Annotated in this window: 20 protein-coding genes and 1 pseudogene; 9 read left to right on the forward strand and 12 right to left on the reverse strand. The window is 44.4% G+C overall.

Annotated features, from left to right (window positions below; genetic code table 11):
- The coding region (locus ACLGGO_RS28785; protein WP_446421877.1) for a CHAT domain-containing protein at positions 1-1,803 on the forward strand (1,803 nt) is incomplete at its 5' end.
- Positions 1,804-1,967: 164 nt separating this feature from the next.
- On the opposite strand, the gene ACLGGO_RS28790 is transcribed toward ACLGGO_RS28785, so the two are convergent.
- The 7 genes from ACLGGO_RS28790 to ACLGGO_RS28820 form a co-directional block, all read right to left on the reverse strand.
- A complete protein-coding gene (locus tag ACLGGO_RS28790) occupies positions 1,968-2,924 on the reverse strand; it encodes a PhoH family protein (protein WP_446421878.1) in 957 nt (318 codons plus the stop codon).
- 179 nt (positions 2,925-3,103) lie between these two features.
- Positions 3,104-3,502 carry a KH domain-containing protein gene (locus ACLGGO_RS28795; RefSeq protein WP_446333980.1) on the reverse strand — a complete coding sequence of 133 codons (399 nt, stop codon included), beginning with the start codon at positions 3,500-3,502 and terminating at the stop codon, positions 3,104-3,106.
- Complete coding sequence (gene rpsP, locus ACLGGO_RS28800) at positions 3,477-3,725, reverse strand: 30S ribosomal protein S16 (RefSeq protein ID WP_446333979.1); 249 nt, start codon at positions 3,723-3,725, stop codon at positions 3,477-3,479. Before rpsP ends, ACLGGO_RS28795 begins: the two co-directional genes overlap by 26 nt.
- Before the next feature lie 169 nt (positions 3,726-3,894).
- On the reverse strand, positions 3,895-5,346 hold the full coding sequence (ffh, locus tag ACLGGO_RS28805; protein WP_446333978.1) for a signal recognition particle protein: 1,452 nt from the start codon (positions 5,344-5,346) through the stop codon (positions 3,895-3,897).
- Positions 5,347-5,360: 14 nt separating this feature from the next.
- Positions 5,361-5,489, reverse strand: coding sequence for a hypothetical protein (locus tag ACLGGO_RS28810; protein WP_446421879.1), 129 nt, complete (start codon positions 5,487-5,489; stop codon positions 5,361-5,363).
- A gap of 82 nt (positions 5,490-5,571) precedes the next feature.
- On the reverse strand, positions 5,572-9,717 hold the full coding sequence (locus tag ACLGGO_RS28815; protein WP_446421880.1) for an AAA-like domain-containing protein: 4,146 nt from the start codon (positions 9,715-9,717) through the stop codon (positions 5,572-5,574).
- Positions 9,718-10,128: 411 nt separating this feature from the next.
- Positions 10,129-11,403 carry an AAA-like domain-containing protein gene (locus ACLGGO_RS28820; RefSeq protein WP_446421881.1) on the reverse strand — a complete coding sequence of 425 codons (1,275 nt, stop codon included), beginning with the start codon at positions 11,401-11,403 and terminating at the stop codon, positions 10,129-10,131.
- A gap of 165 nt (positions 11,404-11,568) precedes the next feature.
- On the opposite strand from ACLGGO_RS28820, the gene ACLGGO_RS28825 reads away from it, so the two are divergent.
- Positions 11,569-12,492 carry a nucleoside hydrolase gene (locus ACLGGO_RS28825; protein ID WP_446421882.1) on the forward strand — a complete coding sequence of 308 codons (924 nt, stop codon included), beginning with the start codon at positions 11,569-11,571 and terminating at the stop codon, positions 12,490-12,492.
- Between the two features lie 92 nt (positions 12,493-12,584).
- Here the strand turns inward: ACLGGO_RS28825 and ACLGGO_RS28830 are convergent, their stop codons facing one another.
- Positions 12,585-12,749, reverse strand: a complete 165-nt coding sequence (locus ACLGGO_RS28830) for a hypothetical protein (protein WP_446421883.1) — start codon at positions 12,747-12,749, stop codon at positions 12,585-12,587.
- A 199-nt stretch (positions 12,750-12,948) separates the two neighbouring features.
- Here ACLGGO_RS28830 and ACLGGO_RS28835 point away from each other — a divergent pair, with 199 nt between their 5' ends.
- Positions 12,949-14,016: a hypothetical protein gene (locus ACLGGO_RS28835; RefSeq protein ID WP_446333974.1), complete on the forward strand. Its 1,068-nt coding sequence runs from the start codon at positions 12,949-12,951 to the stop codon at positions 14,014-14,016.
- Positions 14,017-14,349: 333 nt separating this feature from the next.
- On the opposite strand, the gene ACLGGO_RS28840 is transcribed toward ACLGGO_RS28835, so the two are convergent.
- The gene (locus ACLGGO_RS28840; RefSeq protein ID WP_446333973.1) at positions 14,350-14,661 is read right to left on the reverse strand and encodes a hypothetical protein; all 312 of its coding nucleotides are present in this window, start codon (positions 14,659-14,661) and stop codon (positions 14,350-14,352) included.
- A 129-nt stretch (positions 14,662-14,790) separates the two neighbouring features.
- Here ACLGGO_RS28840 and ACLGGO_RS28845 point away from each other — a divergent pair, with 129 nt between their 5' ends.
- Entirely contained in the window at positions 14,791-15,375 is a 585-nt protein-coding gene (locus ACLGGO_RS28845) for a CAP family protein (protein WP_446421884.1), read from the forward strand.
- 103 nt (positions 15,376-15,478) lie between these two features.
- Here the strand turns inward: ACLGGO_RS28845 and ACLGGO_RS28850 are convergent.
- A pseudogene (locus ACLGGO_RS28850) lies at positions 15,479-15,841 on the reverse strand (CHAT domain-containing protein); the annotation flags it as partial.
- A 51-nt stretch (positions 15,842-15,892) separates the two neighbouring features.
- Positions 15,893-16,294: a hypothetical protein gene (locus ACLGGO_RS28855; protein WP_446421885.1), complete on the reverse strand. Its 402-nt coding sequence runs from the start codon at positions 16,292-16,294 to the stop codon at positions 15,893-15,895.
- 435 nt (positions 16,295-16,729) lie between these two features.
- Here ACLGGO_RS28855 and ACLGGO_RS28860 point away from each other — a divergent pair, with 435 nt between their 5' ends.
- Complete coding sequence (locus ACLGGO_RS28860) at positions 16,730-17,302, forward strand: CAP family protein (RefSeq protein WP_446333968.1); 573 nt, start codon at positions 16,730-16,732, stop codon at positions 17,300-17,302.
- A 222-nt stretch (positions 17,303-17,524) separates the two neighbouring features.
- On the opposite strand, the gene ACLGGO_RS28865 is transcribed toward ACLGGO_RS28860, so the two are convergent.
- Positions 17,525-17,812: a hypothetical protein gene (locus ACLGGO_RS28865; RefSeq protein ID WP_446421886.1), complete on the reverse strand. Its 288-nt coding sequence runs from the start codon at positions 17,810-17,812 to the stop codon at positions 17,525-17,527.
- 168 nt (positions 17,813-17,980) lie between these two features.
- Between ACLGGO_RS28865 and ACLGGO_RS28870 the strand changes: the two genes are divergently transcribed.
- From ACLGGO_RS28870 to ACLGGO_RS28885, 4 genes are all read left to right on the forward strand, one after another.
- On the forward strand, positions 17,981-21,409 hold the full coding sequence (locus ACLGGO_RS28870) for an NACHT C-terminal alpha/beta 1 domain-containing protein (protein ID WP_446421887.1): 3,429 nt from the start codon (positions 17,981-17,983) through the stop codon (positions 21,407-21,409).
- A 183-nt stretch (positions 21,410-21,592) separates the two neighbouring features.
- Positions 21,593-21,976: a hypothetical protein gene (locus tag ACLGGO_RS28875; protein ID WP_446421888.1), complete on the forward strand. Its 384-nt coding sequence runs from the start codon at positions 21,593-21,595 to the stop codon at positions 21,974-21,976.
- A gap of 65 nt (positions 21,977-22,041) precedes the next feature.
- On the forward strand, positions 22,042-22,458 hold the full coding sequence (locus ACLGGO_RS28880) for an element excision factor XisH family protein (protein ID WP_446421889.1): 417 nt from the start codon (positions 22,042-22,044) through the stop codon (positions 22,456-22,458).
- The gene (locus ACLGGO_RS28885) at positions 22,446-22,781 is read left to right on the forward strand and encodes an element excision factor XisI family protein (RefSeq protein WP_446359628.1); all 336 of its coding nucleotides are present in this window, start codon (positions 22,446-22,448) and stop codon (positions 22,779-22,781) included. The genes ACLGGO_RS28880 and ACLGGO_RS28885 overlap by 13 nt, the downstream gene beginning before the upstream one ends.
- The last annotated feature ends 208 nt before the right edge of the window (positions 22,782-22,989 follow it).

A 22,989-nucleotide genomic window follows, 5' to 3' on the forward strand; every position in this document is an offset into this window, starting at 1 on the left:
ATCGCGGACAATAGCGGTACAGATCCCGTAGATAACAGCAACGGAAACACCGATACGGCGGATACAGATAACGCCAACACCGATACCACTGACAATGGCGACTCAACCTATAGCCGTGATCCGGATACCGGAAATGGGGATATCGCGGACAATAGCGGTACAGATCCCGTAGATAACAGCAACGGAAACACCGATACGGCGGATACAGATAACGCCAATACTGATACCACTGACAATGGCGACTCAACCTATAGCCGTGATCCGGATAACGGAAGTGATGCGGCGAATAACGGTGGCTCTAACCCCACCGACAACCGCGACAACTCCGATGTCGCCAACAATAATTCCAATACCCCTGAACCCTCTGGAGGAAACACCACAACGGGAAATAACCCGAATGGAACTCCCAGTGAGACTCCCCAACAACAGGCTGCAAGCCAGGAAGAACCATCAATCTCGTCAGAAACGAAGAATGTCAGCGAGCGCGTGGCTCAACTCGAAGCTGATTTTACCCAAGAATTTGAAACCTATCTCCAACAACAATTCGTAACCAAGCGGCTGAATCTACAAGATATCAGTGAACGGACTCGCGACATTGAACAAGTCACCGGTTTGAAAACAGCCGTGATTTATGTCAGCTTTGTCCCTCAATCATTGAATCGTGATGCCAATGCTTGTCAAGCTGAGTCTGCACCCGCCGGAGATCGCCGATTTGGTTATAGCCCCTCAGCATCAAGCAATTGTTCAGCACAAGACAATAAACAACTAGAATTGCTGCTGATCACCGCCGATGGTAAAGCCATTCAACGTCGAGTCGAAAATGCTAATCGGGCTAAGGTTTTAGCACAGACTCAAAACTTCCAGCGATTGCTCAGTGATCCGCGCAACCTCGGATCGACGAACTATCTGGATTCAGCCCAGCAACTCTACCAATGGTTAATCGAACCCTTGGCGGACGATTTAGAGGCACACCAAATCCAAGGTTTAATGTTTGCCATGGATTCTGGGTTGCGATCGCTTCCCATCGCCGCCCTTCACGATGGAGACAAGTTCTTGATCGAGAACTATAGTGTCAACTTGATTCCCAGCTTCAGCTTAATCCAAGCTCCTAATCCCGACATTCGCTCGCGTCAAGTTCTAGCCATGGGGGCGTCAAAATTCTCAGATTTACAACCTTTACCATTTGTCCCCATAGAACTATCCACCATTACAGAATATCTGTGGAAAGGCAAATCATTTCTCAATGAGAATTTCACCTTCCAGAATCTGCAAGAACAAATCAACCAGAACGAGTTTGGCATCATCCATCTAGCCACTCACGCCGAGTTCAAGCCGGGGAATCCAGAGAATTCCTACATTCAACTGTGGAATCGCAAACTACGGCTCAATGAACTCAAGGAACTAGGCTTATCCGATTCAGCCGTGGATTTATTAGTGCTAAGTGCTTGTCGAACCGCCCTAGGCAATGAAGACTCTGAACTCGGTTTTGCTGGCTCAGCATTACAAGCGGGTGTTGATTCTACCCTTGCCACCCTCTGGTACGTTAGCGATGAAGGCGCCTTAGGCATCACGACTGAATTTTATCGTCAATTAAGGCAAGTGCCGATTAAAAGTGAGGCATTACGCCGAGCGCAGCTTGCCATGGTTCGAGGCGAAGTTAGTATTGCGAATGGTCAATTAAATTATGGAGATAAGAGTATAACCTTACCCCCAGAAATCTCGGAACGCGCCAAGGTGAAAAATCTCAACTTCTCTCATCCGTACTACTGGGCACCCTTTACCTTAATTGGTAATCCGCAGTAGATAAGTGGGGAACAGGGAACAAGGAACAGGGAACCGACAACAGGAAACAGGAAACAGGAAACTATCAGGGCACGATATTATCGTGCCCCTACCCAGTTAATTATTCTTGGGCTGTAGGGGTACGGCACAGAAGAGCCCTCATATCATATTAATTCTCTCCTGCCTTATTTCTGATGTTTCTCATAAGCCTCAACAATGCGCTGAACCAGAGGATTACGAACCACATCTTGAGTGGAAAGTTCGCAAAAGGCAATCCCATCAACCGGGCGCAGAATTTTTTGTGCCACCGCTAATCCTGAATCTTGATTCGGCGGCAAATCGGTTTGGGTAATATCCCCAGTAACCACCATCCGAGAACCAAACCCCAAGCGAGTTAAGACCATTTTCATCTGTGCTGGGGTAGTATTTTGCGCTTCATCAACAATTACAAACGCATTACTAAGTGTCCGCCCTCGCATATAAGCTAACGGTGCCACTTCAATAATCCCCCGTTCCATTAAATTGGGAATTTTCTCCCCATCAATCAGTTCGTATAAGGCATCATAAAGCGGACGTAAAAATGGATTGACTTTCTGCTGTAAATCCCCGGGCAAAAATCCTAACTTTTCTCCCGCTTCTACAGCCGGTCGGGTTAAAATTAGCCGTTCATACTCATTTGCCAGTAATGCCCGGGTTGCCAATACCACCGCTAAAAAGGTTTTCCCGGTTCCCGCAGGTCCAATACAAAACGTCAAATCATGATTAAGAACTGCTTTAACGTATTGGCGCTGGCGAAAGGTTTTGGCACGAATCACATCACCGCGACGGGTACGCGCGAGCACATCTTGATGTAAATCCTGAAGTTCATCCTGACGGTTGGTATCTAAGGCATGAAAAGCAGTACGGATATCCGCCTCTTCAATCCGTCTACCCTCGATCCAAAAAGGTTTAAGCGATCGCACCACGGACGAGATACGCTCAACTTGTTTTTGAGTCCCCGAAATTAGCAATTCCTGTCCCCGTAAAACCAGAGTCCCGCCAGTGAGTTGAGAGAGCAACTTCAGGTTACTTTCGCGATCGCCCGCCAGTACCATAGCACTCTGGACACTCGGTAATTCAATCGTTGTAGATACTTCACTCAATGTTTATCATCAGTTATCAGTTATCAGTGAGCAGTTATCAGTGAGCAGTTATCAGCCAGTAGGGTGTGTTAGCGAAGCGTAACGCACCTTAACCAGTATATCGGGTGTGGCTGCGTAAGTCTTGCAACTATTAGCAGGCAGGGAAAACAAAGGACAAATGACAAATGACGAATAACAAATCAAGAACGAGGCTTAGAGTTAGGTTTAGGCAACGGTAAGCGTCGAGGCGAACCTTTCCTCTCCTTGGATCTATCCCCTGAAGGGCTTTCACGGCGGGATGTGCCACCCGACTCATCATAGATATCCAAATAGACCGATTCACCGGCAATCTTAGCCACTCCTTGAATGACTTTGCGAATTGCCTGAATGTTACGACCACCTCGACCAAACACTCGCCCCTTGTCCTCTCCGTCAAAAGCCAGCCGAATCCAGACACGATCATTAGCATGGGCGCGTTCGCAGTCTAAACTCAGCGCCGTGGAAGACTCTAAAAACGGCTCAACCAAAAATCGAACCAGACCCCCATAATCCGGGCTGGTTTTCTGCCCAGTTTCAGACACTGACTTGTTCAAGGACATTGGCTTTCTTCAGAATACTGCGTACTGTATCCGTGGGCTGCGCTCCATTTTTCAGCCACTTGGCAATCGCGGGGGCATTCAGAGTGGTTTGATCGGTTCTGGGGTTGTAGAAGCCCAATTCTTCCAAGGGACGACCATCCCGACGGGCTTTACTCTCAATCGCCACAATGCGATAACTCACTTCACGCTTTTTGCCGAATCGTTTTAATCTAATTTTGACCATAGTTTCCAATAACTCACCTGTTTGATTTTACGCGATGATTAAGGATTTCGGGTAAATGGGGATTCGTCATTCGTCATTTGTTGATTTCCCCATCTCCCCCCGCTCCCCCAGCTCCCCCAGCTCCCCCAGCTCCCCCAGCTCCCCCAGCTTACCCTAAACCCTTATCTTCTCAAAGCTGACCAAACCCCTTCTTCTTCTTCGGCTTTTTCTTCTTCTTCGTCGGACCGCTACCGCGCCAACCGGTTTGGGAACGATTTCCCATCCCGCCACCAAACATATCGCCCATACCACCCATACCTCCCATACCAGGGAATCCGCCCATTTGACCTTGACCCATCTGCTGCATGAGCGATCGCATCTTGGTAAACTCACTGATTAGACTGCTCACCTCACGCTCATTATGCCCTGAACCCTTAGCAATACGACGGCGACGACTGGGAGAACCTGCCAGCAAATCCGGATTGCGGCGTTCCTCAGCCGTCATGGAATTAATCATCGCTTCCGTTTGCTTGAGCTTACCTTCCCCTTTTTCCAGTTGATCTGAACTTAGCTTACCCATTCCCGGCATCAGCTTCATCAACCCACCCAGGGAACCCATATTTTTCAACAGCCGCATTTGCTTTAAGAAATCGCTGAAGTCAAACTGAGCATTGAGCATTTTCTCCTGCATCTGGGCGGCGTCAGCTAGATCAATTTCTTCTTGAGCTTTTTCCACCAGCGTCAGCACATCGCCCATACCCAGAATCCGGGATGCCATGCGATCGGGATAAAATGGCTGTAGTGCTTCTACCTTTTCACCCACACCGACAAATTTAATCGGCTGACCCGATACTTGGCGCACAGACAACGCTGCACCCCCTCTAGTATCCCCATCCAGCTTAGTCAGAATCGCCCCAGTAATCCCAATCTGTTCATTAAACGTATGGGTTAGCGTTGCCGCCTCTTGACCCGTCATCGCGTCAACAACCAGCAGCACCTCGTGGGGTTTAACATTGTCCTTAATCTGGGCAAGTTCTGCCATCATCTCGGCGTCGATTTGCAATCGTCCCGCCGTATCGATAATTACGGTATCGACACCCGTTTCCTTGGCATGGGCAACCCCCTGACGGGCAATTTCCACAGGGTTAGTATCCGTCCCCATTTCAAAAACAGGGATATTAATTTGTTGACCCAATGTCACCAACTGGTCAATCGCCGCAGGGCGATAAACGTCCGTCGCCACCATCAAGCAACTGCGGTTTTCCTTCCCCAGGTGTAAAGCTAATTTAGCAGTAGCCGTCGTTTTCCCGGTTCCCTGTAAACCTGCCATCAGTATGATAGTAGGCGGCGTATCTGCTTTAGCCAAGGGGACATTACTTTCCCCCATCACCTGCACCAGTTCATCGTAGACAATCTTGATAAACTGTTGGTCAGGGCGGACACCAGCGATGACATCAGCGCCCATTGCCTTGCTTTCTACGTCAGCAACAAATTTTTTGACGACTTGCAGGTTCACATCTGCCGACAGCAAAGCCCGACGCACCTCTTTCAGGGCGTCTTGAATATTGGCTTGAGATATCTTGTCTTGACCGCGTAGTTTCTTCCAGGCGTCTTCTAAGCGTTCGGCGAGAGCATCAAACATAGTTAACGTTAATCTTAAAGTTTAGTGTTACGAGAGATAGGGTCAGATTGGCGTGACTTCTTACACAATAACGCTTGAGGGGATTTGTCTACCAGTTCTCGACCTCTGGATTGTGCGATCGCGGCGATATTGTTTGGCATCATGATATATAAGCGTGTGCGTTAGCTAGCGTTGAATGATTTTGTTAATTTTCCTGTGAGTTACCCTATAACAAGCTAAGAGTTATTACTTGTGGCATACTTCTAGTTTTTCTTCAGGATAGGTTTCAAAATAATCTTTGAGCCAGTTGCAACCTTGATCCAATAGCTCATTTAATCCTCTGATACGCCTTATCCGTATTGTGCCGTATTCTAAAGTAGCAACATACTGCCAATCAGGACTAAAACTAATGAAATTACTAAATTCAGCTATCTGACGCCCTAATAAATCCCAGATTCGGACTGTCCACTTGCCCTCTTTATCATATTGCCATGTAGCAATCGTCTGTCCATCTGGGCTAAAGTGTACGGCTTGAGCATTTCCCCGATGAGCCTTAATCTCAACTAGCTTTTCTCCCAACAGATTCCAGATGTAGATTGTGCCGTTCTGTCCAGATGTAATCAGACGCTGCCCATCGTAGCTGAACATTACATAGTTAATCTTGCCCTGTAAAGCCTTCCATTCAGCTATTAGCTGCTTTCCTGACAAGTTCCAGAGTCTAATTTTGTCATCATCTCCGACTGTAACTAGGCGTTTACTATCACGACTAAACGCCACATCATTAACCTTTCCCTCGTTAAATTCAGCGATTTTTTGTCCTGATAGATTCCAGATTCGCGCTATGTTGTCCTTTCCCAACGTCGCAATCTTCTGTCCGTCCCAGCTAAAAAATATTCTGTTGACGTTATCCGGATAATCTTTGAGTGGAACTGGCAGTTCTTCTGATAGATCCCATAGTTGCACCACATTGTCTTTTGAATCTGTGCTTCCTATGTTTACAGCGCTCCGTTCTTTAACTGTTACTACACCAGCAATGTGCTGTCCATCCGGGCTAAAACTGACATATTCAACTTTTCCCTGATCACTTTTAAGTTCAGCTAATTTTAGTCCTGAACGATTCCAAATGTAGACTTTACCGTCGTCTTCTACAGTAGCAAGACGCTGCAAATCCCAGCTAAAAGTTACCCTCTTAGTTGATGTCCGTTCCAGTCTCAATATTTCACTATCAACTGCATCCCCCTGACCTTTCATAATTTCGGTTACAGGCTGACCTGACAAATCCCAGATATTAACTGCACCGTTGTATCCGGCTGTAGTAATATACTGCCCATCCGGACTAAAAATCACTTGATTGAATTCTCCGAGCTGACCTTGAATTTCAGCTATCTGTTCTCCAGAGAGATTCCACAGTCGAACCATTCCATCTTCTCCAGTACTGGCAAGGCGTTGCCCATCGGGACTCAAAGACACAAAATAATTCCAGCCTTGAGCCACTTGCCATTCAGTTAACTCCTCCCCTGAAAGATTCCAGAGTCGAACATTACCGTTGCGTTCCAGGGTGACGAGACGCTGTTCTTTGTGACTGAACATTATCTTGCCGACACCATCTTGCTTCACTTGCCATCGAGCCAACCGTTTTCCTGAGAAGTCCCAGAGTTGAATCGTGTCGTACCCCATGGTGCCTTTCCCTAACGTGGCAAGGCGATGCTCATTGAAAATTACTTGCCTGACATTCCCTTGCTCAACTTGCCACTGATCTAACCGCTCTCCTGAGAAATTCCAGATTTCAAGCATGCCTTCTGTGTCTACTATGGTAATGCGCTCCTCATCGAGGCTAAAGAATCCAGAATTAAACTTCGTCTTATCCCACTCAATGATATACAGTCGCTGTCCTGACAAATTCCAAATTCGGGCGGTGTTGTCTTGCCCTATCGTAGCAAGGCGCTGTCCATCGGAGCTAAAGCCGACAGAGCTGATACTACCTTGATGACCTTTCATTTCAGCCAACTTTTTACCAGACAAATCCCAAATTCGGGCTGTACCATCTTTTCCTGCTGTGACAATGCTTTGCCCGTCGGGGCTAAAGCTCACTTTGTTGATGCTACCCTGATGACTTTCCATTTCAGCCAACTGCTTACCAGAAAAATCCCAGATTTGGGCTTTGCCATTTTCTCCTGCTGTGGCAAGGTACTGCCCATTAGGACTGAAGCTCACATCATTGACCGAATAAAACTGTTGTCTTTGATTGATGGTATCGAGAATTGTCTGTAAAGCCAATAGAGGACTGGTAGTAGAGTAATCCGGTATAGATTGAGCCTTATTAACCAAATCTTTCAAGGCTTGCCCAGTCTTCATTGCTAAAAGTAAAGCTTCTATTTCTCTGCCTGGATACTCAAATTTTCGCAAAGCATCAACTCCTTGTCGTTCCAGTCTAGTACTCTCCTGTGCATTTTCAATGGCTACCTGTGCTTGTGCGAAATCTAGTTTTGCTTGAGTAAGGTTAGCTTGAGTTTCTTGAGCCTCAGCCTCCGCTTGCTGTTGGACTCGATTGGCATTTCTTGCCTTAACCTCAGCCATTCTAGCTTGTTGAGTCACTTCTTGAATTTGCCTCTTCTTTTTTTGTATCTCTGTTGCTTGCTGTTTAAATTTTTGATTTAATATTTGAATAGAGCTGTTCATATTTTCTATTTTTCCTTCTGCTTGACTTCTTCGCTGAATAGCTGATCTTAACTGCTCATTTACAGTTTTTAACTCAAATTGAGTTGCCTGCAAATTTTGGTGAGCAGCCTGGACTCTTTGATCAGCCGTTCGCTTGTTTTTTTCGGACTGTTGCTTAAGTTTTTTTACTTCAGCATTAGTACGAGCAACTTTACTATCTGCCTCTATGACCTTTTGAGTTGCCACTACCTCTGCCTTTCTAATTTTATGCTGTGCTAGTACAATCCCTGTTACGGCAAAAACTAAAGTACTCAACAGGATGGCAGAACCTACGCAGATCTTTCGCTTAGCTCTCTGTTGCGCTTCGGTCAATATTTGATTTGCTTCAGCTAATATCCGACTCTCTTCTTCTTTAAGCGCTAAAGTAATTTTAAATTTATTTTCAATTTCTTGGTTTTCTAATTCTTGACTAGCTGCCAAAAACCGATGGTCTAAATCACTCAAGCTTTGGTTTTCTGCCCAAATGTTAGCATCCCATAGTGCTTTGCCACGCAATAGTCGCGATTCATCCTGGTAATTTGAATTAAACCAAGCAGTTATTGCTTCAGCGTATGGTCGCATTTTTGACAGTGTTTTACCCACCCAATTTAAATCAAAAACTGATTCATAAATGCGGTTATAAACTTTTAAAAAATCTTGTTCCTTGACAACAACCCCAGATAGCCGCAATTCCATTTGTTCGTGACTATCATCCGCAACAACTTCTCCTTGTTGCAAAATCTGCTGGTACAGCCCCAGCAGTCGCCCAGCGTGTTTCTCATTTTTAAGAATACGATCGCGGATTGTCCTTAAATGCTCTGGATTGTCCTGAGACTCCCAGTTTTCGACGATGTGCGATCGCACCAACTTTTCCACCCACTGTTTCTCTGACTCTCCTGGCTTTAAAGAATGTTGGGATTCTCCACAAGCATCATAAACAATTTGACAAAGCTTTTGGGTGAGAAATGGCTGTCCTCCTGTCCAACTCAAAATTTCTTTTAAAATTATCTGAGGATTATCAACTTTACCCACTAATCCCTCAGCTAAGGGTTGTGCTTCATCTAATTCAAAACCACAGAGTTCGATTCCACAACCAATGTTAAACGGTGTGCGATTTTTGTCCTGAATAAAATCTGAAGGCGTGGCTACACCCAGTAGACAGAAAGTCAACCGTTTATAAGCGGGATTGTCAACCCGTTGATTGTAACACCCCCGAATCAAAGCAAAAAAATCATCGGTTGAGAACCCTAAACTGAGTACCGTATCAATCTCATCGATGAAAATAACAATATTTTCCGATATTTCTGCTAACAATACCTCCTCAAAAAAAATGCTCAATCGCTGCACAGGCGATAAAGATTCCCGATCTTTCCACCATGCCCTTTTGTTGATTTTATCCAATAGATCAAACTTTCTAAATAAATCGTAAAATATCCCCATGTACCAACCGGGTTGGGTGACATTCTCACTGCCAATTATTGTCAGATCAATTGCAGCACATTTTATCCCTTCTTCTTCCAATTTTTGCATGGTTCGCACCCGTAAGCTAGACTTTCCCATCTGCCGCGAGTTCAACACATAGCAAAATTTTCCAGCCTTTAACGCCTGATAAAGATTTTGGTCTGCTTGACGCATTACATAACTGGGAGCATCAGCGGCTAAACTTCCACCAAATTGATATTCGTAATTAGTCATTGGTCATTTGTCCTTCGTAGTAGTGGACAATATATTGCTTTAAGAAACAACACTTGGATTTTGTTGGGTTTCCTTGCGTTTGCCCAACCTACAACCTAAAATGATGGAATAGATTATAACCCCTTTCTTACTCCCCTCTCCCCTCATTCCCCCCATGCAACAGAAGCGAAGCATCCTCTGGCTTCCCCCTTCCCAAGGGGGGCTAGGGGGGATGGAGTGGGGCTGGGGGAGAGGGGTTTGCTGGCTTAAATTGACTTATTTGGTGATAATACAATAGGTGAGCCAGTTTTTTTGTTAATACAAAATCTGGGTTAGCTACCCCCGTGATCACCCAGTCCGCGAAGGCGGACTTTGTTTGTGTAGCCGCGATTTCAATCGCCGTAGCAAAAGGGGGTAATAAAGGCTTTTGATTTATGTTTCCCTACCTCTAAGCTTCTGGGAAAAATATTGGGAATATAGCAGACAACGCGGCTTGACAGAATTATTCTCTAACTGTACTAAACCTAAGCTTTGTAACTTAAACGCCAGCATCGATTCCAATGGCACAGGACAATTTGCCTCAACTACCGTTTTCATCGCTGCGGCTAACTCAGGATACTGTTGTAAATTCCACAACTGTCCCCGTAAATGATTGCTGTAAATTCCTGATTCGGTAGCAGCCGTTTCCAAGAGTTTGTCAAACGTAATATCTTTACGAGTCAGGGAATAAATAGCAAGCTGGATCAGATGCGGATGTCCTCCTACCGTCTCTATTAGCTGAGTCACTTGAGAATTATCCAAATCTAATCCTTGTTGTTGGGCTAACTCTTGCATTTGTTCGGGTGTAAACTCTGGTAACTCAATTGGCACACCGACATTAAACGGTGAACGATTTGTACTAAGCTGAATATAAACATCGGTAGAATGGGCGATCACTAACCGTAATTTCTGCCACAGTCGGCTGGTTTTTGCTTCCTCATGCCAAACTCGCAGCATACCAAAAAAGTCTTCAGCAATTTTGGGATAGGGAAAAATTCGATCAACATCATCTAATGCCAAGACTAATGGCTGCTCTAATTGAGATAACAGATGATCTTCAAAATAAATCGTACAATTCTGAGAACTTCCTAATCCTTCTTCCCAATACTCCGCCAGTTTAGTCGGTAATTTTAACCGCCGACTGACAAATGTACAGAACCAGCGCAAAAATTCATCGAGTCCGCACAAAACAGCTTGATCAGCTTGGAGTAAGTTTAAGCGAACGGTGCGATAATTTTCTTTGACTGCCCGTTCGAGAATCTTATCAATAAGCAAGGTTTTTCCCATCCGCTTTGGGGCTTTAATCCGCAGTAGGGAACCAGGCTTGACTATGGTTTCATAGCAACGCGATTCACTGGGAGGGCGCAGGATATAGGTAGAGACTTCGGGTTCAGTATCAGTTTGTTCTTCATCTACTTCTACCACCGAGGATGAGTTTTTATCCCCGACAGAGAAATCAGCAAAGTCCTCTAAATTCAGCCCCAATTTCTGGCAGAGTTCATAAAAATTCAAATAATCCACAGGTTTGCCATTGAGGAAATTCCAGACTGTGCCTCGGGATAGTTGTACACTCTCAGCTAAGTCTTGCTGACGGGCAAAACGATTCCGCCGCAGTGCAGCTTTGACTGTTTCGATATACTGGGGAGCAACTTTTAGCGATCGCGACATGATTAAATACTTGAATCACCCTGCTGTGATCATAGTCTTCTCACCTGTCTCATCCCGCCAATTCAGACATAAGTCACACATAAGTCGGACAATTTAGATCCCTCTGGTCAGGGATGAGAATTGAGAGATAATAATCAAGTGTATGCTCGCGGAAAATTTCTCCTCGTGTCCAAACCTCTCGTCCTAATGGATCATGATGGCGGTGTCGATGATTACTTGGCAACCGTCCTACTAATGACAATGGAGCACATCCAACCTTTAGGTATCGTTGTCACCCCGGCTGATTGCTATATTCAACCTGCTGTTAGCGCCACACGCAAAATTTTAGACCTAATCGGATGTTCTCATATCCCCGTTGCTGAAAGTACGGTACGTGGGATTAATCCGTTTCCCGCCCTTTACCGCCGGGATTCGTTTATTGTGGATCATCTGCCAATTCTTAACCAGAATGACACCATCCAAACCCCTCTGCTTAAGGAAAGCGGTCAAGAGTTTATCGTGCGATCGCTGCAAACGGCTGACCAACCCGTTACCCTAATGGTGACAGGACCTCTCACCACTGTCGCCACCGCCCTCAATCTCGCCCCCCATATCGAAGCGAAGATTGAGCAAATCGTCTGGATGGGGGGTGCAATTGACGTTCCCGGTAACGTGGAAGTGAGCCTGGAACCGGGACAAGACGGTTCAGCGGAATGGAACGCCTATTGGGACCCCCTCGCCGTACATCAGATCTGGCAAACTCAGATTCCCATTGTCCTTTGTCCCCTTGACTTGACAAATACTGTCCCCGTTACCTCTGAGTTTGTTTACCAACTGGGGAAACAGCGTCGCTATCCCATTTCCGATTTTGCGGGTCAGTGTTACGCTTTAGTGATTCCCCAAGACTATTATTTCTGGGATGTTCTCGCCACCACCTATCTGGCTCATCCCGAGTTCTTTACCTGGCAAGACCGGGAAACTACCGTGATTCCCCAGGGTTCGAGTCAAGGTCGTATCCAGGTCGAGGCGGGAGGAAAACGGATTCGGGTTCTGGATACCGTCGATAAGAAAAAATACTACTCCTATCTTTTACATCAGTGGGCAAGGTAACATAGAAAGTGTGATCCCAGTCACTTTAATCACTCTCAGCCCAGTTATCTGAGAATAATGCCTCCCCCACCCCGTCCACGGTTAACCCTTTCCTAGAAGGCAATCGACGGGTTATCCCCTGTCACTCCCACCAGTTTGGTGAAAACTAAATGAGAATGGTTTATTTCTTTTAATAATTGTGACTTTCCTGTATTATGAATGATAAAAATACCAAAAATATGACAGAAGCGATTTTTGAGCAGAGTCGTTATCGCCACTCGAACCCCTCCTTGTCAGGGAAAAGGGTTCAGAGGTAGACTCTGCTCTTTTAAAGTTTCCATATAACATCCGACTTTTTTTAACGCCGAGAGGATACATAATCAGTACTGATTGACACTCACCTGTCAAAAGGTGAGACATAGGGCTTTTTGCATCCTCTCCATTGAAGGGAAATGAGAGTGTAGCAGGATTTTTACCATGACTTATTCTATCGCGTCCACAGAGCAGTCCGTGTCCCAGCCGACACAGCGTCAGCGTTCCACTGTTGAGAAAACACCCAACTCGTCAACATCGAACGTTCATTCCTTGGCGGTGCTTTGGGCAAAGAAATACTATACCGCTGTCACCAACCAAGATGACTCAGCCTCCACATTAGCGGCGGCGGATCTTAAAGAAAGTGCATCACTCGAAGCCAGAAAAAGCACGGCAGAGAAAATGATGCAAAAGCTCAACTTTGCCAGCGCCCAAGCTTGGTCATTGACTGAAACGCTGCTATCGGAAGAAATTCGGCGTCATGGTATTAATCCTGAATTAGTCAATCCCTTAGAAATTGCTGCCGATACTCGTTGTCTGTTCCAAAAGACGGCGAATGCTTATGCTCAACGGGCAACACCACGACGCTTATCGGTGATTGTCGGTCAAGATTTTGGTAAAGTACGCCAAAAATATACTAGCGTTGATCGGCGTGCGATCGGTTTTGTCAGTATGCAGTTCCACTATACGGGTCAAAAGATACTCGATTGGCTCTCGCCAGCGGAACAAAAACTGTGGCTTCCCTATTTAAAGGTAATGGATGACCACATGTATATGCCCCTACAAGCGGCGTATGATGCGGCGGCTAACCATCCCTACAATTCACCGGCGCTATTAGCCGTGCAAAATCTGTTACCCATCAGCACGAAACTAGCTATTTCCGTTTGCCAACAAGTTTGCCGTCAGAATCCTAAGTATGAAACCTACAGCGGTCCGTTGATGAGTAAAACGGTGAGAATTGCCAGTATCCGCGACGTGGAAATGTTTCAGGTGTATCTGTGTCTGTGTGTCTTAGAAGATGACATTCGGGCGGTGCAGCGAGAACTGTTTCCCTTATGCGTCATGCTTTATCCGCGTCTGCGTGTGGGCTGGCGTTTAGTGCAAGATATGCTTAAAGCCATTGGCTGGGAAATGTATAATCGCCTATCTCCCGAAAATATGGCAACCTTTTTACCCTATCTGCGGACATTAACGGAGATGTTCTCCTGTGACGTATTTCAAGAGCAAGAGTAATGTAGAGACATAGCCTTCTAGAGATGTTGCAGGCAACGTCTCTACAGTCTGGAAAAGAAGGGTTCTATAATTTTATCGTTCAGTCTGTGTTTTAAACTTGGCTTGCGTGAACAGAAGCGAGTATGACGAATGACGAATGAAAAACCACAAAGCAACAGCAACTCTCAAAACTAGATTGCTTAAATGATTTCCTGTTTTAGTTAATCCTATCTGGAGTCGCACTAAAAATTGACTTCTAAGTGCTTCATCTCCCTAGTTGGTAATTTTAGGAAATCTGAGCAATTTGTTGAGCGTTGCTGCTACTTATTACTGAAGAAATAGAGATAGAATTTGTCAGTCGGTTTTATGCCTCCTACTTTGATAGTGTTGTTTAACTTCTGTCATTAGAAGCCTTGGTGCTTCAATTTCTAATGTAATCACTTTTACCGGAAAGCACAAGCAAATGACATGGAAGTTTACTTTTTGATGATTAAATGCTGTCACTTTTGTTACAAGAAATTTACGAATCAGCTTCTGTGAGTAAATTGATGATGTTGTTGGTAAAGTCGAAAAACCTAACCCCCCAGCCCCCTTCCCACCCCCCTGGGAGAGGAGAAAACCTTTTGCTTGAGGGGAAGCCAGCGGATGCGGGAGCTTTTGTTGCACGGAAGGGGGAGCCTGAAAGCCCCTTGCCGGCACGGAGAGAGGTCTTTCACCTAGTTAATTGACCAACAGTATCATTGATGGGTTAGCTTGGATATACAAACTTTTTTCATCCGCAAACAGGAGTAGCCAATGAATCGGAAGCAATTCTTTCGGGTTGTTTGTCTCGGTTTGGCAACGATGATTCCCTTGGGGATAATCAGCAGTAATCCAGTTAATGGGCAGACATCCATAAAGTTAGGTACATTTCGCAGCGCAGCCCTGTCTAAGCATAATACCTATCGGAACACCCATCATAGTCCTTCTATGAACCTGAGTAGTTCCCTCAACAGTAGCGCTCAAACTTGGGCGAATTATCTGGCTACTAATGGCGTTTTTAAACATAGTAGCTCCAGTCAACGTAATAATGCAGGAGAAAACTTGTACGCTGTCTATACAACGGCATCTTCCATAGACTCGGCTACTTTGGCTAACCAAACGGTGAGTAGGTGGTATAACGAGGTTTCAGCCTATAACTATAACAATCCAGGGTTTTCTTCCCAAACAGGGCATTTTACTCAGGTGGTGTGGAAAAAGAGTACCCAATTAGGTTGTGGTGCGGCACGGGGCGTCAAAACCATTAGCGGTACTAAGTATAACGCCTTTTATGTCGTCTGCCATTATGCGCCTGCGGGTAATGTGACTGGACAGTTTGCTGAGAACGTTTTGGCGCCGTAGTTTCGTTTAAGTATCGGCAAATTGATGGTAACAAGATTAGGACTTACGCATTGACCCAAAAGTGCAAATATGCGTAAGTAGGGCGACTAAAAAATCGTGGAAATTACCAAGGAATGCCAACCATAGTGAATCCTGCCCAATAATAGGGATGGGATAGTTGAGAATCATTCAGGTTTTTTAACTGTTGCGGTAGGCTGACGGTTATATCTGTTCCCACCAGTTGACCCGATTCAATCCGCACGTCTCCCCGCAGCATGGCAATTTGGGCTTGTTGCAGGGCTTTGGCTTTGATGGTAATTTCGTCTTTGCCAAGTTGGGAATAAAATCCTGTCATCAGGGCTAATGTGCCAGCATCGTTGACTTTCCAGAGACTGGCGAGGGCGGATTTGACCCCGGCTTGTACGGCTAAACCTGCAAATCCCATCTCGGCATTTTCATCGCCGACGGCGGTTTTACAGGCGCTGAGGGGTATCGGTGAGGCTGAAGCTGGGAACAAAGCCGATACTGTAGTTTTCGATTAGAAACTTTTGTCCGTCGTGGATGCACCGATATACTTTCCAAGGGTTACATCTCCATTACTTCTAATAATCGGGTCATTCAAACTGACAAAATCACCTGGTTCCCCCGATAAATTAAGCATTGCCAAACTTCCGCCACTGGCAAAGTGAGCATCTCCCGAAATAATCCCATTACTGACTAAACTGAGATTTCCGCCACTGACAAACGGTATCTCTTGATGATTCAGCGCCCAAATGTCAATCCCTTGATTCCCCTGAATATACAAATTCCCGCCAGCTTGGGCGATAAACGGATGCGCCAGATTATCTCGCGCAATAACTGTACTCCTAGCTAAAAGATTTAAATCTCCTGTTGTTACCAAAGAGGGCGCACGTCGATGCGCCCCTACGGGAACTAACATTAAATTGTTAGACGCCGATAATGTTGCGGTTTTTGCTGTTATACTGTTAGCGATCGCGTCTCCATTTCCGACGCTGAATTCCCCGCATTAATAACACTTCCCGGTTGCGCTAAATCAAAGGCAAAACCACTGGGATTTCCGACTAAATCCTGATACTCATTCCCGCCAGGGCTTCTTGTAACTCGTAAATGGTTAAACTACCTGATCAGTATCACTTTCAACAATTATCTGAACCCGTTGACTCGGACTTAATTGAGTTCTCAATTGCGACTCAATCCCATGAAATCTCGCCGCCACCTTAATTGTTATATAACCTTAAAGAAATAAAACTCTCACGCTGCAACATTAATTATTGTAAATAAACACGTTATAAGCCAATTGTTCAGTTAGCTTTGATATATAATTTTTTTCCATCTGCAGACGGGAGTAGTCTATATGAATCAGCAGCAATTCGTTAAAGGTATTTGTCTCGGTTTGGCGACGATGATTCCCTTAGGGATAATCAGCAGTAACCCAGTTAATGGGCAGACAGGGATAAACTTAGGTACATTGCGTAGCACAGCTTTGTCTCAGCACAATACCTATCGGAACACCCATAATAGTCCAGATATGACTCTGAGTGATTCCCTGAACAACAGCGCTCAAAACTGGGCGAATTATCTGGCAAGTAATGGCGTTTTTGAACACAGTAACTCGGATGCAGGAGAAAACATCTATGTTTCGTACACGACAGCATCCTCTGTAGACGCTGCTACCCTGGCGAACCAAGCGGTTACAAATTGGTACAACGAGGTTTCAGACTATGACTATGCCAATCCTGGATTTTCTTCGGAAACAGGGCATTTTACTCAGGTGGTGTGGAAGAATAGTACCCAATTAGGATGTGGTGCGGCACAGGGCGTCAAAACCATTCAAGGAACTCAGTACAATGCTTTCTATGTGGTTTGCCAATATTCGCCTGCGGGTAATATGACTGGGCAGTTTCCAGAGAACGTTATGGCACCGTAATTAAACCGCCTTGGGTTTAAACCCAAGGCTAAAAGCGAAAGTCAGCTAAAGCTGACTGGATAAGAGTTTTAGTCTACAAAGCTTGGATTATCGGGTGTCGGGGCTTACTGGCAAAGATGCAAGATCAGGACTTACACAGCCACACCATATATATTGGTTAAGGTGCGTTACGCTACGCTAACACACCCTACAGATAGAGCTTTTGCGTAAGTCCTAAAGATATTAGTCGGAACAGGAGTTGCAGTTGCGATCGCGCGTTTTCAATCTTTTTTGTACACCTTGGGTTTTGAGTATCAGTTCAATGCCCTGAGTGATCATCCCTGGGATAACATCTAGTACTGGTTGACCTGAGAGTACATCAAGATTGCCATTCACCACAATGAGTGTAGCTTGCGCGACGAGTGCGCCAGTTATGACTCGCCGCAAAAACCTTTGTTGTTTTTGTTGACTTTTTTCAATTTTCGTGTATTTCCTGGAATGGATCGATTTGGTTGGTTGAGAGTTGTTCATTGTGAGAACCTTGAAATGTTGTTGAATCAAGGTTCTCTTTAAGGTCGTACCCTCAAGCAAACACCCCAAATAGGGCTGTAAATCTTTTAGAATCAGGATTGTAGGGATTTGGGGCTGTAAAAGAAATTAGGGGTAGCCCCAGACTTTTGGTAAATTTTCTAGACTCAAATGGCGCGAAATACTTATGGTCCTACAGTTAAAGCGCGGGTGAAGCGACTTTTAGAGGCGTTGCTTTCGTTTGTCAATTGGGAATTTGAGGAGTCTGGCTTAGATATTGAGTTCAAGTGGGAAGCAGAGGATAGTGCTAACCCCAAGCTGATTGTCAGGACAAGGCGAGTTGTTCTGGAACTGCTGACGGCAAAAGACAAATATCCTGGTCAGTTAACCGACTCTCAAATCCGAGAAGCGCTTAAGATTCTGAAAAACTTCCTCAAGATTCTGAAGGACAACCGCACCCAAACTAAAGGAGTTGATACCTGGCACTTCACGCTAACGCTGTGGTCAAAGGATAAGGAAAAGAACCTTCAGAAGTTTGAGAAGACGTGGGAAGACAGCAGACCAGATAAGTCTAAAGCGTTAGAGGCGACGTTCAAAAAATCTGGAGGTAGTGCTGAAGCTGTAAGAGATGAGTTTGACTGGCAAGGCTGTTGCCGAAAAATGCTTCCCACCGACTTATCTATCAATCCCTTACTACATGGGGATGGTGTGAAATTAACCCTTGAAGATATCGTGCCATTGGAATTGGTAGAGCGCAAACAGCGACCTCAGCTAAAGGACGATTTATCACCGGAGCATTTTCAGGTACAAGCACCCATTGAGGATGAAATACCTGTTGAACATAACAAGTTTCTCGCTCAAGTTTTGGAAACGGGAGACAGTCTTAAGAATCGGGATAGAAAAATTGCAGTTATTGGAGAACCGGGGGCTGGAAAAACAACCCTTTTACAAGAGATTGCTAAAGCAGTGGAGGATGCTGGAGGTTTACCTGTTTTCATCAAGTTGGCAGACTTAAAGGAAAAGGTACTAGATAAATATCTTCTAGAAGATTGGCTAAAGTATGCTATTTCCAAGCAGAGTGTTCCAGAAGATATTCAGGATGACTTTGTTGAGCAGTTTAATTTAGGTCGAGTGTGGTTGCTGTTAGATGGAGTTGATGAAATTTCAGCAACTGGTAATCTGCTATCTAACCTTAAGGAGCAGTTGCAGGGTTGGGTAAGCGAGGCGCGAATTGTGCTGACTTGTCGGGTAAATGTTTGGGATGTTGGCAAAAATAACCTTTATGCTTTTGAGAAGTATCGCATCCAACCGTTGAGTTATCCTGGCTTAGTTGGTGATTTTATCCACCGTTTCTTTTCCAAAGCTGGTGAACCAACGAAAGGAGAGAAATTAATCGAAAAGTTGGAGCGATCGCAACCGCGAATTCGAGACTTGGTTAAAAATCCTTTGCGGTTGACTCTGCTGTGTCGAACTTGGAAACGGCGACAAGGAGAATTGCCACAGACTAAAGCTGAACTTTACAAAGGTTTTGTTGAGACGTTTTACGAGTGGAAAGACAAACGTGAACTTGATGAAGATAAACGTCAACTCCTTGAGCAAGCGTTGGGAGAGTTGGCGAAAAATGCGATTGATAAAGAGACAACTAAGTTTCGGCTACGAAAATCTTTTGTTCGTCGGGAACTGGATAAGTTTGATAAGTCGTTGTTTGATTTAGCTTGTCGTGTAAGTTGGATTAATCATGTAGGCATGGCAGCCGAAAATCCAGATGAACCTGTTTACGCTTTCTTTCATCCGACGTTTCAGGAATATTTTGCAGCGCTGGCGATTGATGATTGGGACTTTTTCTTACCTCGCGCTCACGATAACTGTAATCCTAAGCCAGTCTCAGACAGATACCGCATTTTTGAGCCGCAGTGGAAAGAGGTGATTTTATTGTGGCTGGGGCGAGAAGAGGTAGCAAAGGGACAAAAAGAGGAGTTTATCCAAAAGTTAGTAACTTTTCAGGATGGGTGTGGAAAATTTTATTATTATCAAGCTTATTTTATAGCAGCATTTGGAATTGCTGAGTTTAGGGTTGGTGAGCGTGTTAATGAGATTATAGAACACCTTATTAAATGGAAACTTCGCACTTTAACCTCAAAAATGCTTTCTCTCATCGCAAAGGAAGCTAAATTTGCATTGTTACGAACGCATCGCCAGAAAGTAATTGATGTGTTGATTGGTCGGCTGATTTCTAACCCAAGCAAGGAAAATTGTCTACAATTAGCTGAACTTTTACTGGAAATAGATCCTGGCAATTCATTAGCCATTGAAGTTATTGTCAACCATCTAGAACGTAGCCAAGAATCATTTAAAAAAACAAAAAATATTAACTTTGCTCACATCCAAACTATAAAGATTTTAAAAAATTTTGCTGCTGGAAATCTCATTGCAATTGCTGCCTTAGAGAAGCTGTCACAACCCACTCAACAGAATAAGCAAACCCCTACGCGATCTGACTTTACACTGGAACTTCCTACTGTAAACTTAAATAACCCCAGAAAGTTTATTGATCTGAGGGCAGAAATAGATTTGGTCAAAATTGAACAAGTTATCAGCAGATTAAATGATATTGATATCCTAATTGGGCTGCTAGGAAGAAAGCCGATCTTAAAAAGAAGCATTAATGAATTAGAAAATTTAAAAGCTCTAATTGAGGTTTTATATAGGCTGGACAATAATCATAATCAACTCGTATTTAAATTTATTCAAAGGATCAATTCATTTGCTATCAATAGATTGGCAGAAATTGCTTCTAATAACTCTGCTGTTGTCCCTACTCTAGTTGAGATACTTAATACCAGCAAGGATAGAGATATACTTCAGCAAGTTACTGAAGTTTTAGGGAAGGCTGCATTTAGAAATATAGATGCTACTAGGGCTGTGGTGGGATTGCTGCAAACTACTGAAGAGCAAATAATAGCTTTGGATGCAATATTTTTTTTAAAAGCAGTCATTAAAAGCGATTTGCTTTCAGTAGTAGTCAAAGGCTTAAAAGACTACATAAAACATAAAGAAAACTACGACATCCTCTACCAGATATTTTGGCACTGCGCTGAAAACATGACCTATCCCGACTTCTATCAAGCTTGGCATCAGCAAGAAGAAGTAGAGAAGACAACGACCCCCAAGACCCAAACCCTCAACCAAGCTGACTTACCCCAAAGCCTTCAGAGTGCCATTACCAACGACCCCCAACTAAGCCTAACTATCCACCTAATTTGCATCGACAGCAGCCAATGCATCGAACCCAATAACCCCGCTGAAATATACGACCAGATGCTTGACCAAAACTGCCCAGAGTGCGACTCAGTACCCGAAACAATGCCAGAACTCAAGCTGTATTGGAAATCCCTCAAGCGCAACAGCAATAAACGCCCCTTTTTAGTCTTTTACGCATCATCTATCCATTCCTACAACGAGGCATTTCTCACAGCTTTGAGCAAATTCGGGCGTGAGATTTGTGTTATCACCGACCAACCCATTGACCACATCCCCCTAAAATACTTCACACCAAGCCAGTCAATCAAAGACATCCTGGAATGGATACGCACAAACTAGTGGCGTGGCCCAGCTAAAATGGTGGTATAGATTGTAGGTTGGGTTGAGGAACTAAGCCCAACAAAAGATAGGGCTAAAGCCCTTACTACGAACCCAAGCTAATCTATCAAATTAGGTGTGCCACGCCACTAAAATTAATCCAGATGTACCAATTGATATCCCTTTTTTCAGGTTAACCAGACTATGAAACTAGCCAACTTATCAACAAACACTCTCGAAAAAATTAAATCAGTCCGCTGGGACAGAATTATCGAAAAGCACGAAGGTCCCGAAGATTGGGAATCAGTTTTCAGATATTCTGAACCCGAATTTATGGAAATTGAGGGGCGTTGGGTACTTCTTCCTATCGAACGAGAGCATCATGCTAATATCACGATTATCCGTTCTATTTGGAGTGCGGATGGTAACTCGCTGACGCTGTTTCTCAAGGATACCACCTATGATGATGACCCGTTTTTCTCCGGCTATATGGCTGTTTGCGATAAAGTGAAAGATGAAGATTTCTTTTTGGCAATTTTATATCATGAATGGTTTATGATTGAACGAACAGATGTTTTTGAGGTATGAGCGATATATTCTCTGGAAAAATGTGAGTTAATCTACATTTACCTTAAACAGCAAGGTATAACCTGATGTCTAGAAAAGATACCTTTCACGATATTGTTCGCCGTGCCCTTGAAAAAGACGGCTGGATAATTACCCACGATCCCCTTTTACTACGCTATGAGCTAGGCAAGCTGTATATTGACCTGGGAGCCGAGAAAGTCTTAGCCGCAGAACGAGACGGACAAAAGATTGCCGTTGAGGTTAAAAGCTTTCTGCAAAACTCTACTATTTCAGAATTTTATAGCGCTCTTGGACAGTTCATCAGTTATCGCATCCTCCTGGCAGAACAATATCCAGAATACATTCTATATCTTGCTGTACCACTAGATACCTATACTTCCTTTTTCGCTACCCAACTTGCCCAAGGCATCATTAATAGCCAACAATTAAAATTAATTGTTTACAAACCACAACAGGAGGTTATTGACCAATGGCTAAACTAGATCAATACCGTGAAATTGTGCAGAAACTCCTGCAAGATTATGCCGCATTTAGCCGTGACGATCAAGAGGTTGAAACTGAACTTATTTTCGACACGACTAGAGATCACTACCAACTTGTGCATATTGGTTGGCAGGGCGAACGACGGATCTATGGTTGTATTTTACATCTTAATATTAAAGACGGAAAAATCTGGCTTCAACACAACGGTACAGAAAACGACATTGCAGCCGAACTCGTAGAAATGGGAATCCCGAAAAGCGATATCGTAATCGGCTTTCATTCCCCCTTTAAACGCCAATTCACCGAATATGCTGTTAATTAGGGTCTGCTGAATAAGTCTTGTGGTGAGGGGAGGGAACAGTTTCAAACCTGATCCCGTTAGGCTTGGTTTTTGTCGCCAGGATTATGGTTGTTAGTCGGGGCGGGTTTAGTGACATCAGGGTGACAACAAATGTTAGTAGTTAAACCCGCCCCTACAAAAGGGTGGATTTAGTGATATTAAGGTGACAAAAGATGTTATCCCAAATCAG

It is taken from the genome of Coleofasciculus sp. (assembly GCF_046565525.1).
Taxonomy (GTDB): domain Bacteria; phylum Cyanobacteriota; class Cyanobacteriia; order Cyanobacteriales; family Coleofasciculaceae; genus Coleofasciculus.

What these genes read in the sequence shown, in the direction of transcription:
- ACLGGO_RS28795 (WP_446333980.1), bottom strand. Translation starts at nt 3,502, where the DNA reads ATGTCCTTGAACAAGTCAGTGTCTGAAACTGGGCAGAAAACCAGCCCG.
- rpsP (WP_446333979.1), bottom strand. Translation starts at nt 3,725, where the DNA reads ATGGTCAAAATTAGATTAAAACGATTCGGCAAAAAGCGTGAAGTGAGT.
- ffh (WP_446333978.1), bottom strand. Translation starts at nt 5,346, where the DNA reads ATGTTTGATGCTCTCGCCGAACGCTTAGAAGACGCCTGGAAGAAACTA.
- ACLGGO_RS28810 (WP_446421879.1), bottom strand. Translation starts at nt 5,489, where the DNA reads ATGATGCCAAACAATATCGCCGCGATCGCACAATCCAGAGGTCGAGAA.
- ACLGGO_RS28815 (WP_446421880.1), bottom strand. Translation starts at nt 9,717, where the DNA reads ATGACTAATTACGAATATCAATTTGGTGGAAGTTTAGCCGCTGATGCT.
- ACLGGO_RS28820 (WP_446421881.1), bottom strand. Translation starts at nt 11,403, where the DNA reads ATGTCGCGATCGCTAAAAGTTGCTCCCCAGTATATCGAAACAGTCAAA.
- ACLGGO_RS28835 (WP_446333974.1), top strand. Translation starts at nt 12,949, where the DNA reads ATGACTTATTCTATCGCGTCCACAGAGCAGTCCGTGTCCCAGCCGACA.
- ACLGGO_RS28845 (WP_446421884.1), top strand. Translation starts at nt 14,791, where the DNA reads ATGAATCGGAAGCAATTCTTTCGGGTTGTTTGTCTCGGTTTGGCAACG.
- ACLGGO_RS28855 (WP_446421885.1), bottom strand. Translation starts at nt 16,294, where the DNA reads ATGTTAGTTCCCGTAGGGGCGCATCGACGTGCGCCCTCTTTGGTAACA.
- ACLGGO_RS28860 (WP_446333968.1), top strand. Translation starts at nt 16,730, where the DNA reads ATGAATCAGCAGCAATTCGTTAAAGGTATTTGTCTCGGTTTGGCGACG.
- ACLGGO_RS28865 (WP_446421886.1), bottom strand. Translation starts at nt 17,812, where the DNA reads ATGAACAACTCTCAACCAACCAAATCGATCCATTCCAGGAAATACACG.
- ACLGGO_RS28870 (WP_446421887.1), top strand. Translation starts at nt 17,981, where the DNA reads ATGGCGCGAAATACTTATGGTCCTACAGTTAAAGCGCGGGTGAAGCGA.
- ACLGGO_RS28875 (WP_446421888.1), top strand. Translation starts at nt 21,593, where the DNA reads ATGAAACTAGCCAACTTATCAACAAACACTCTCGAAAAAATTAAATCA.
- ACLGGO_RS28880 (WP_446421889.1), top strand. Translation starts at nt 22,042, where the DNA reads ATGTCTAGAAAAGATACCTTTCACGATATTGTTCGCCGTGCCCTTGAA.
- ACLGGO_RS28885 (WP_446359628.1), top strand. Translation starts at nt 22,446, where the DNA reads ATGGCTAAACTAGATCAATACCGTGAAATTGTGCAGAAACTCCTGCAA.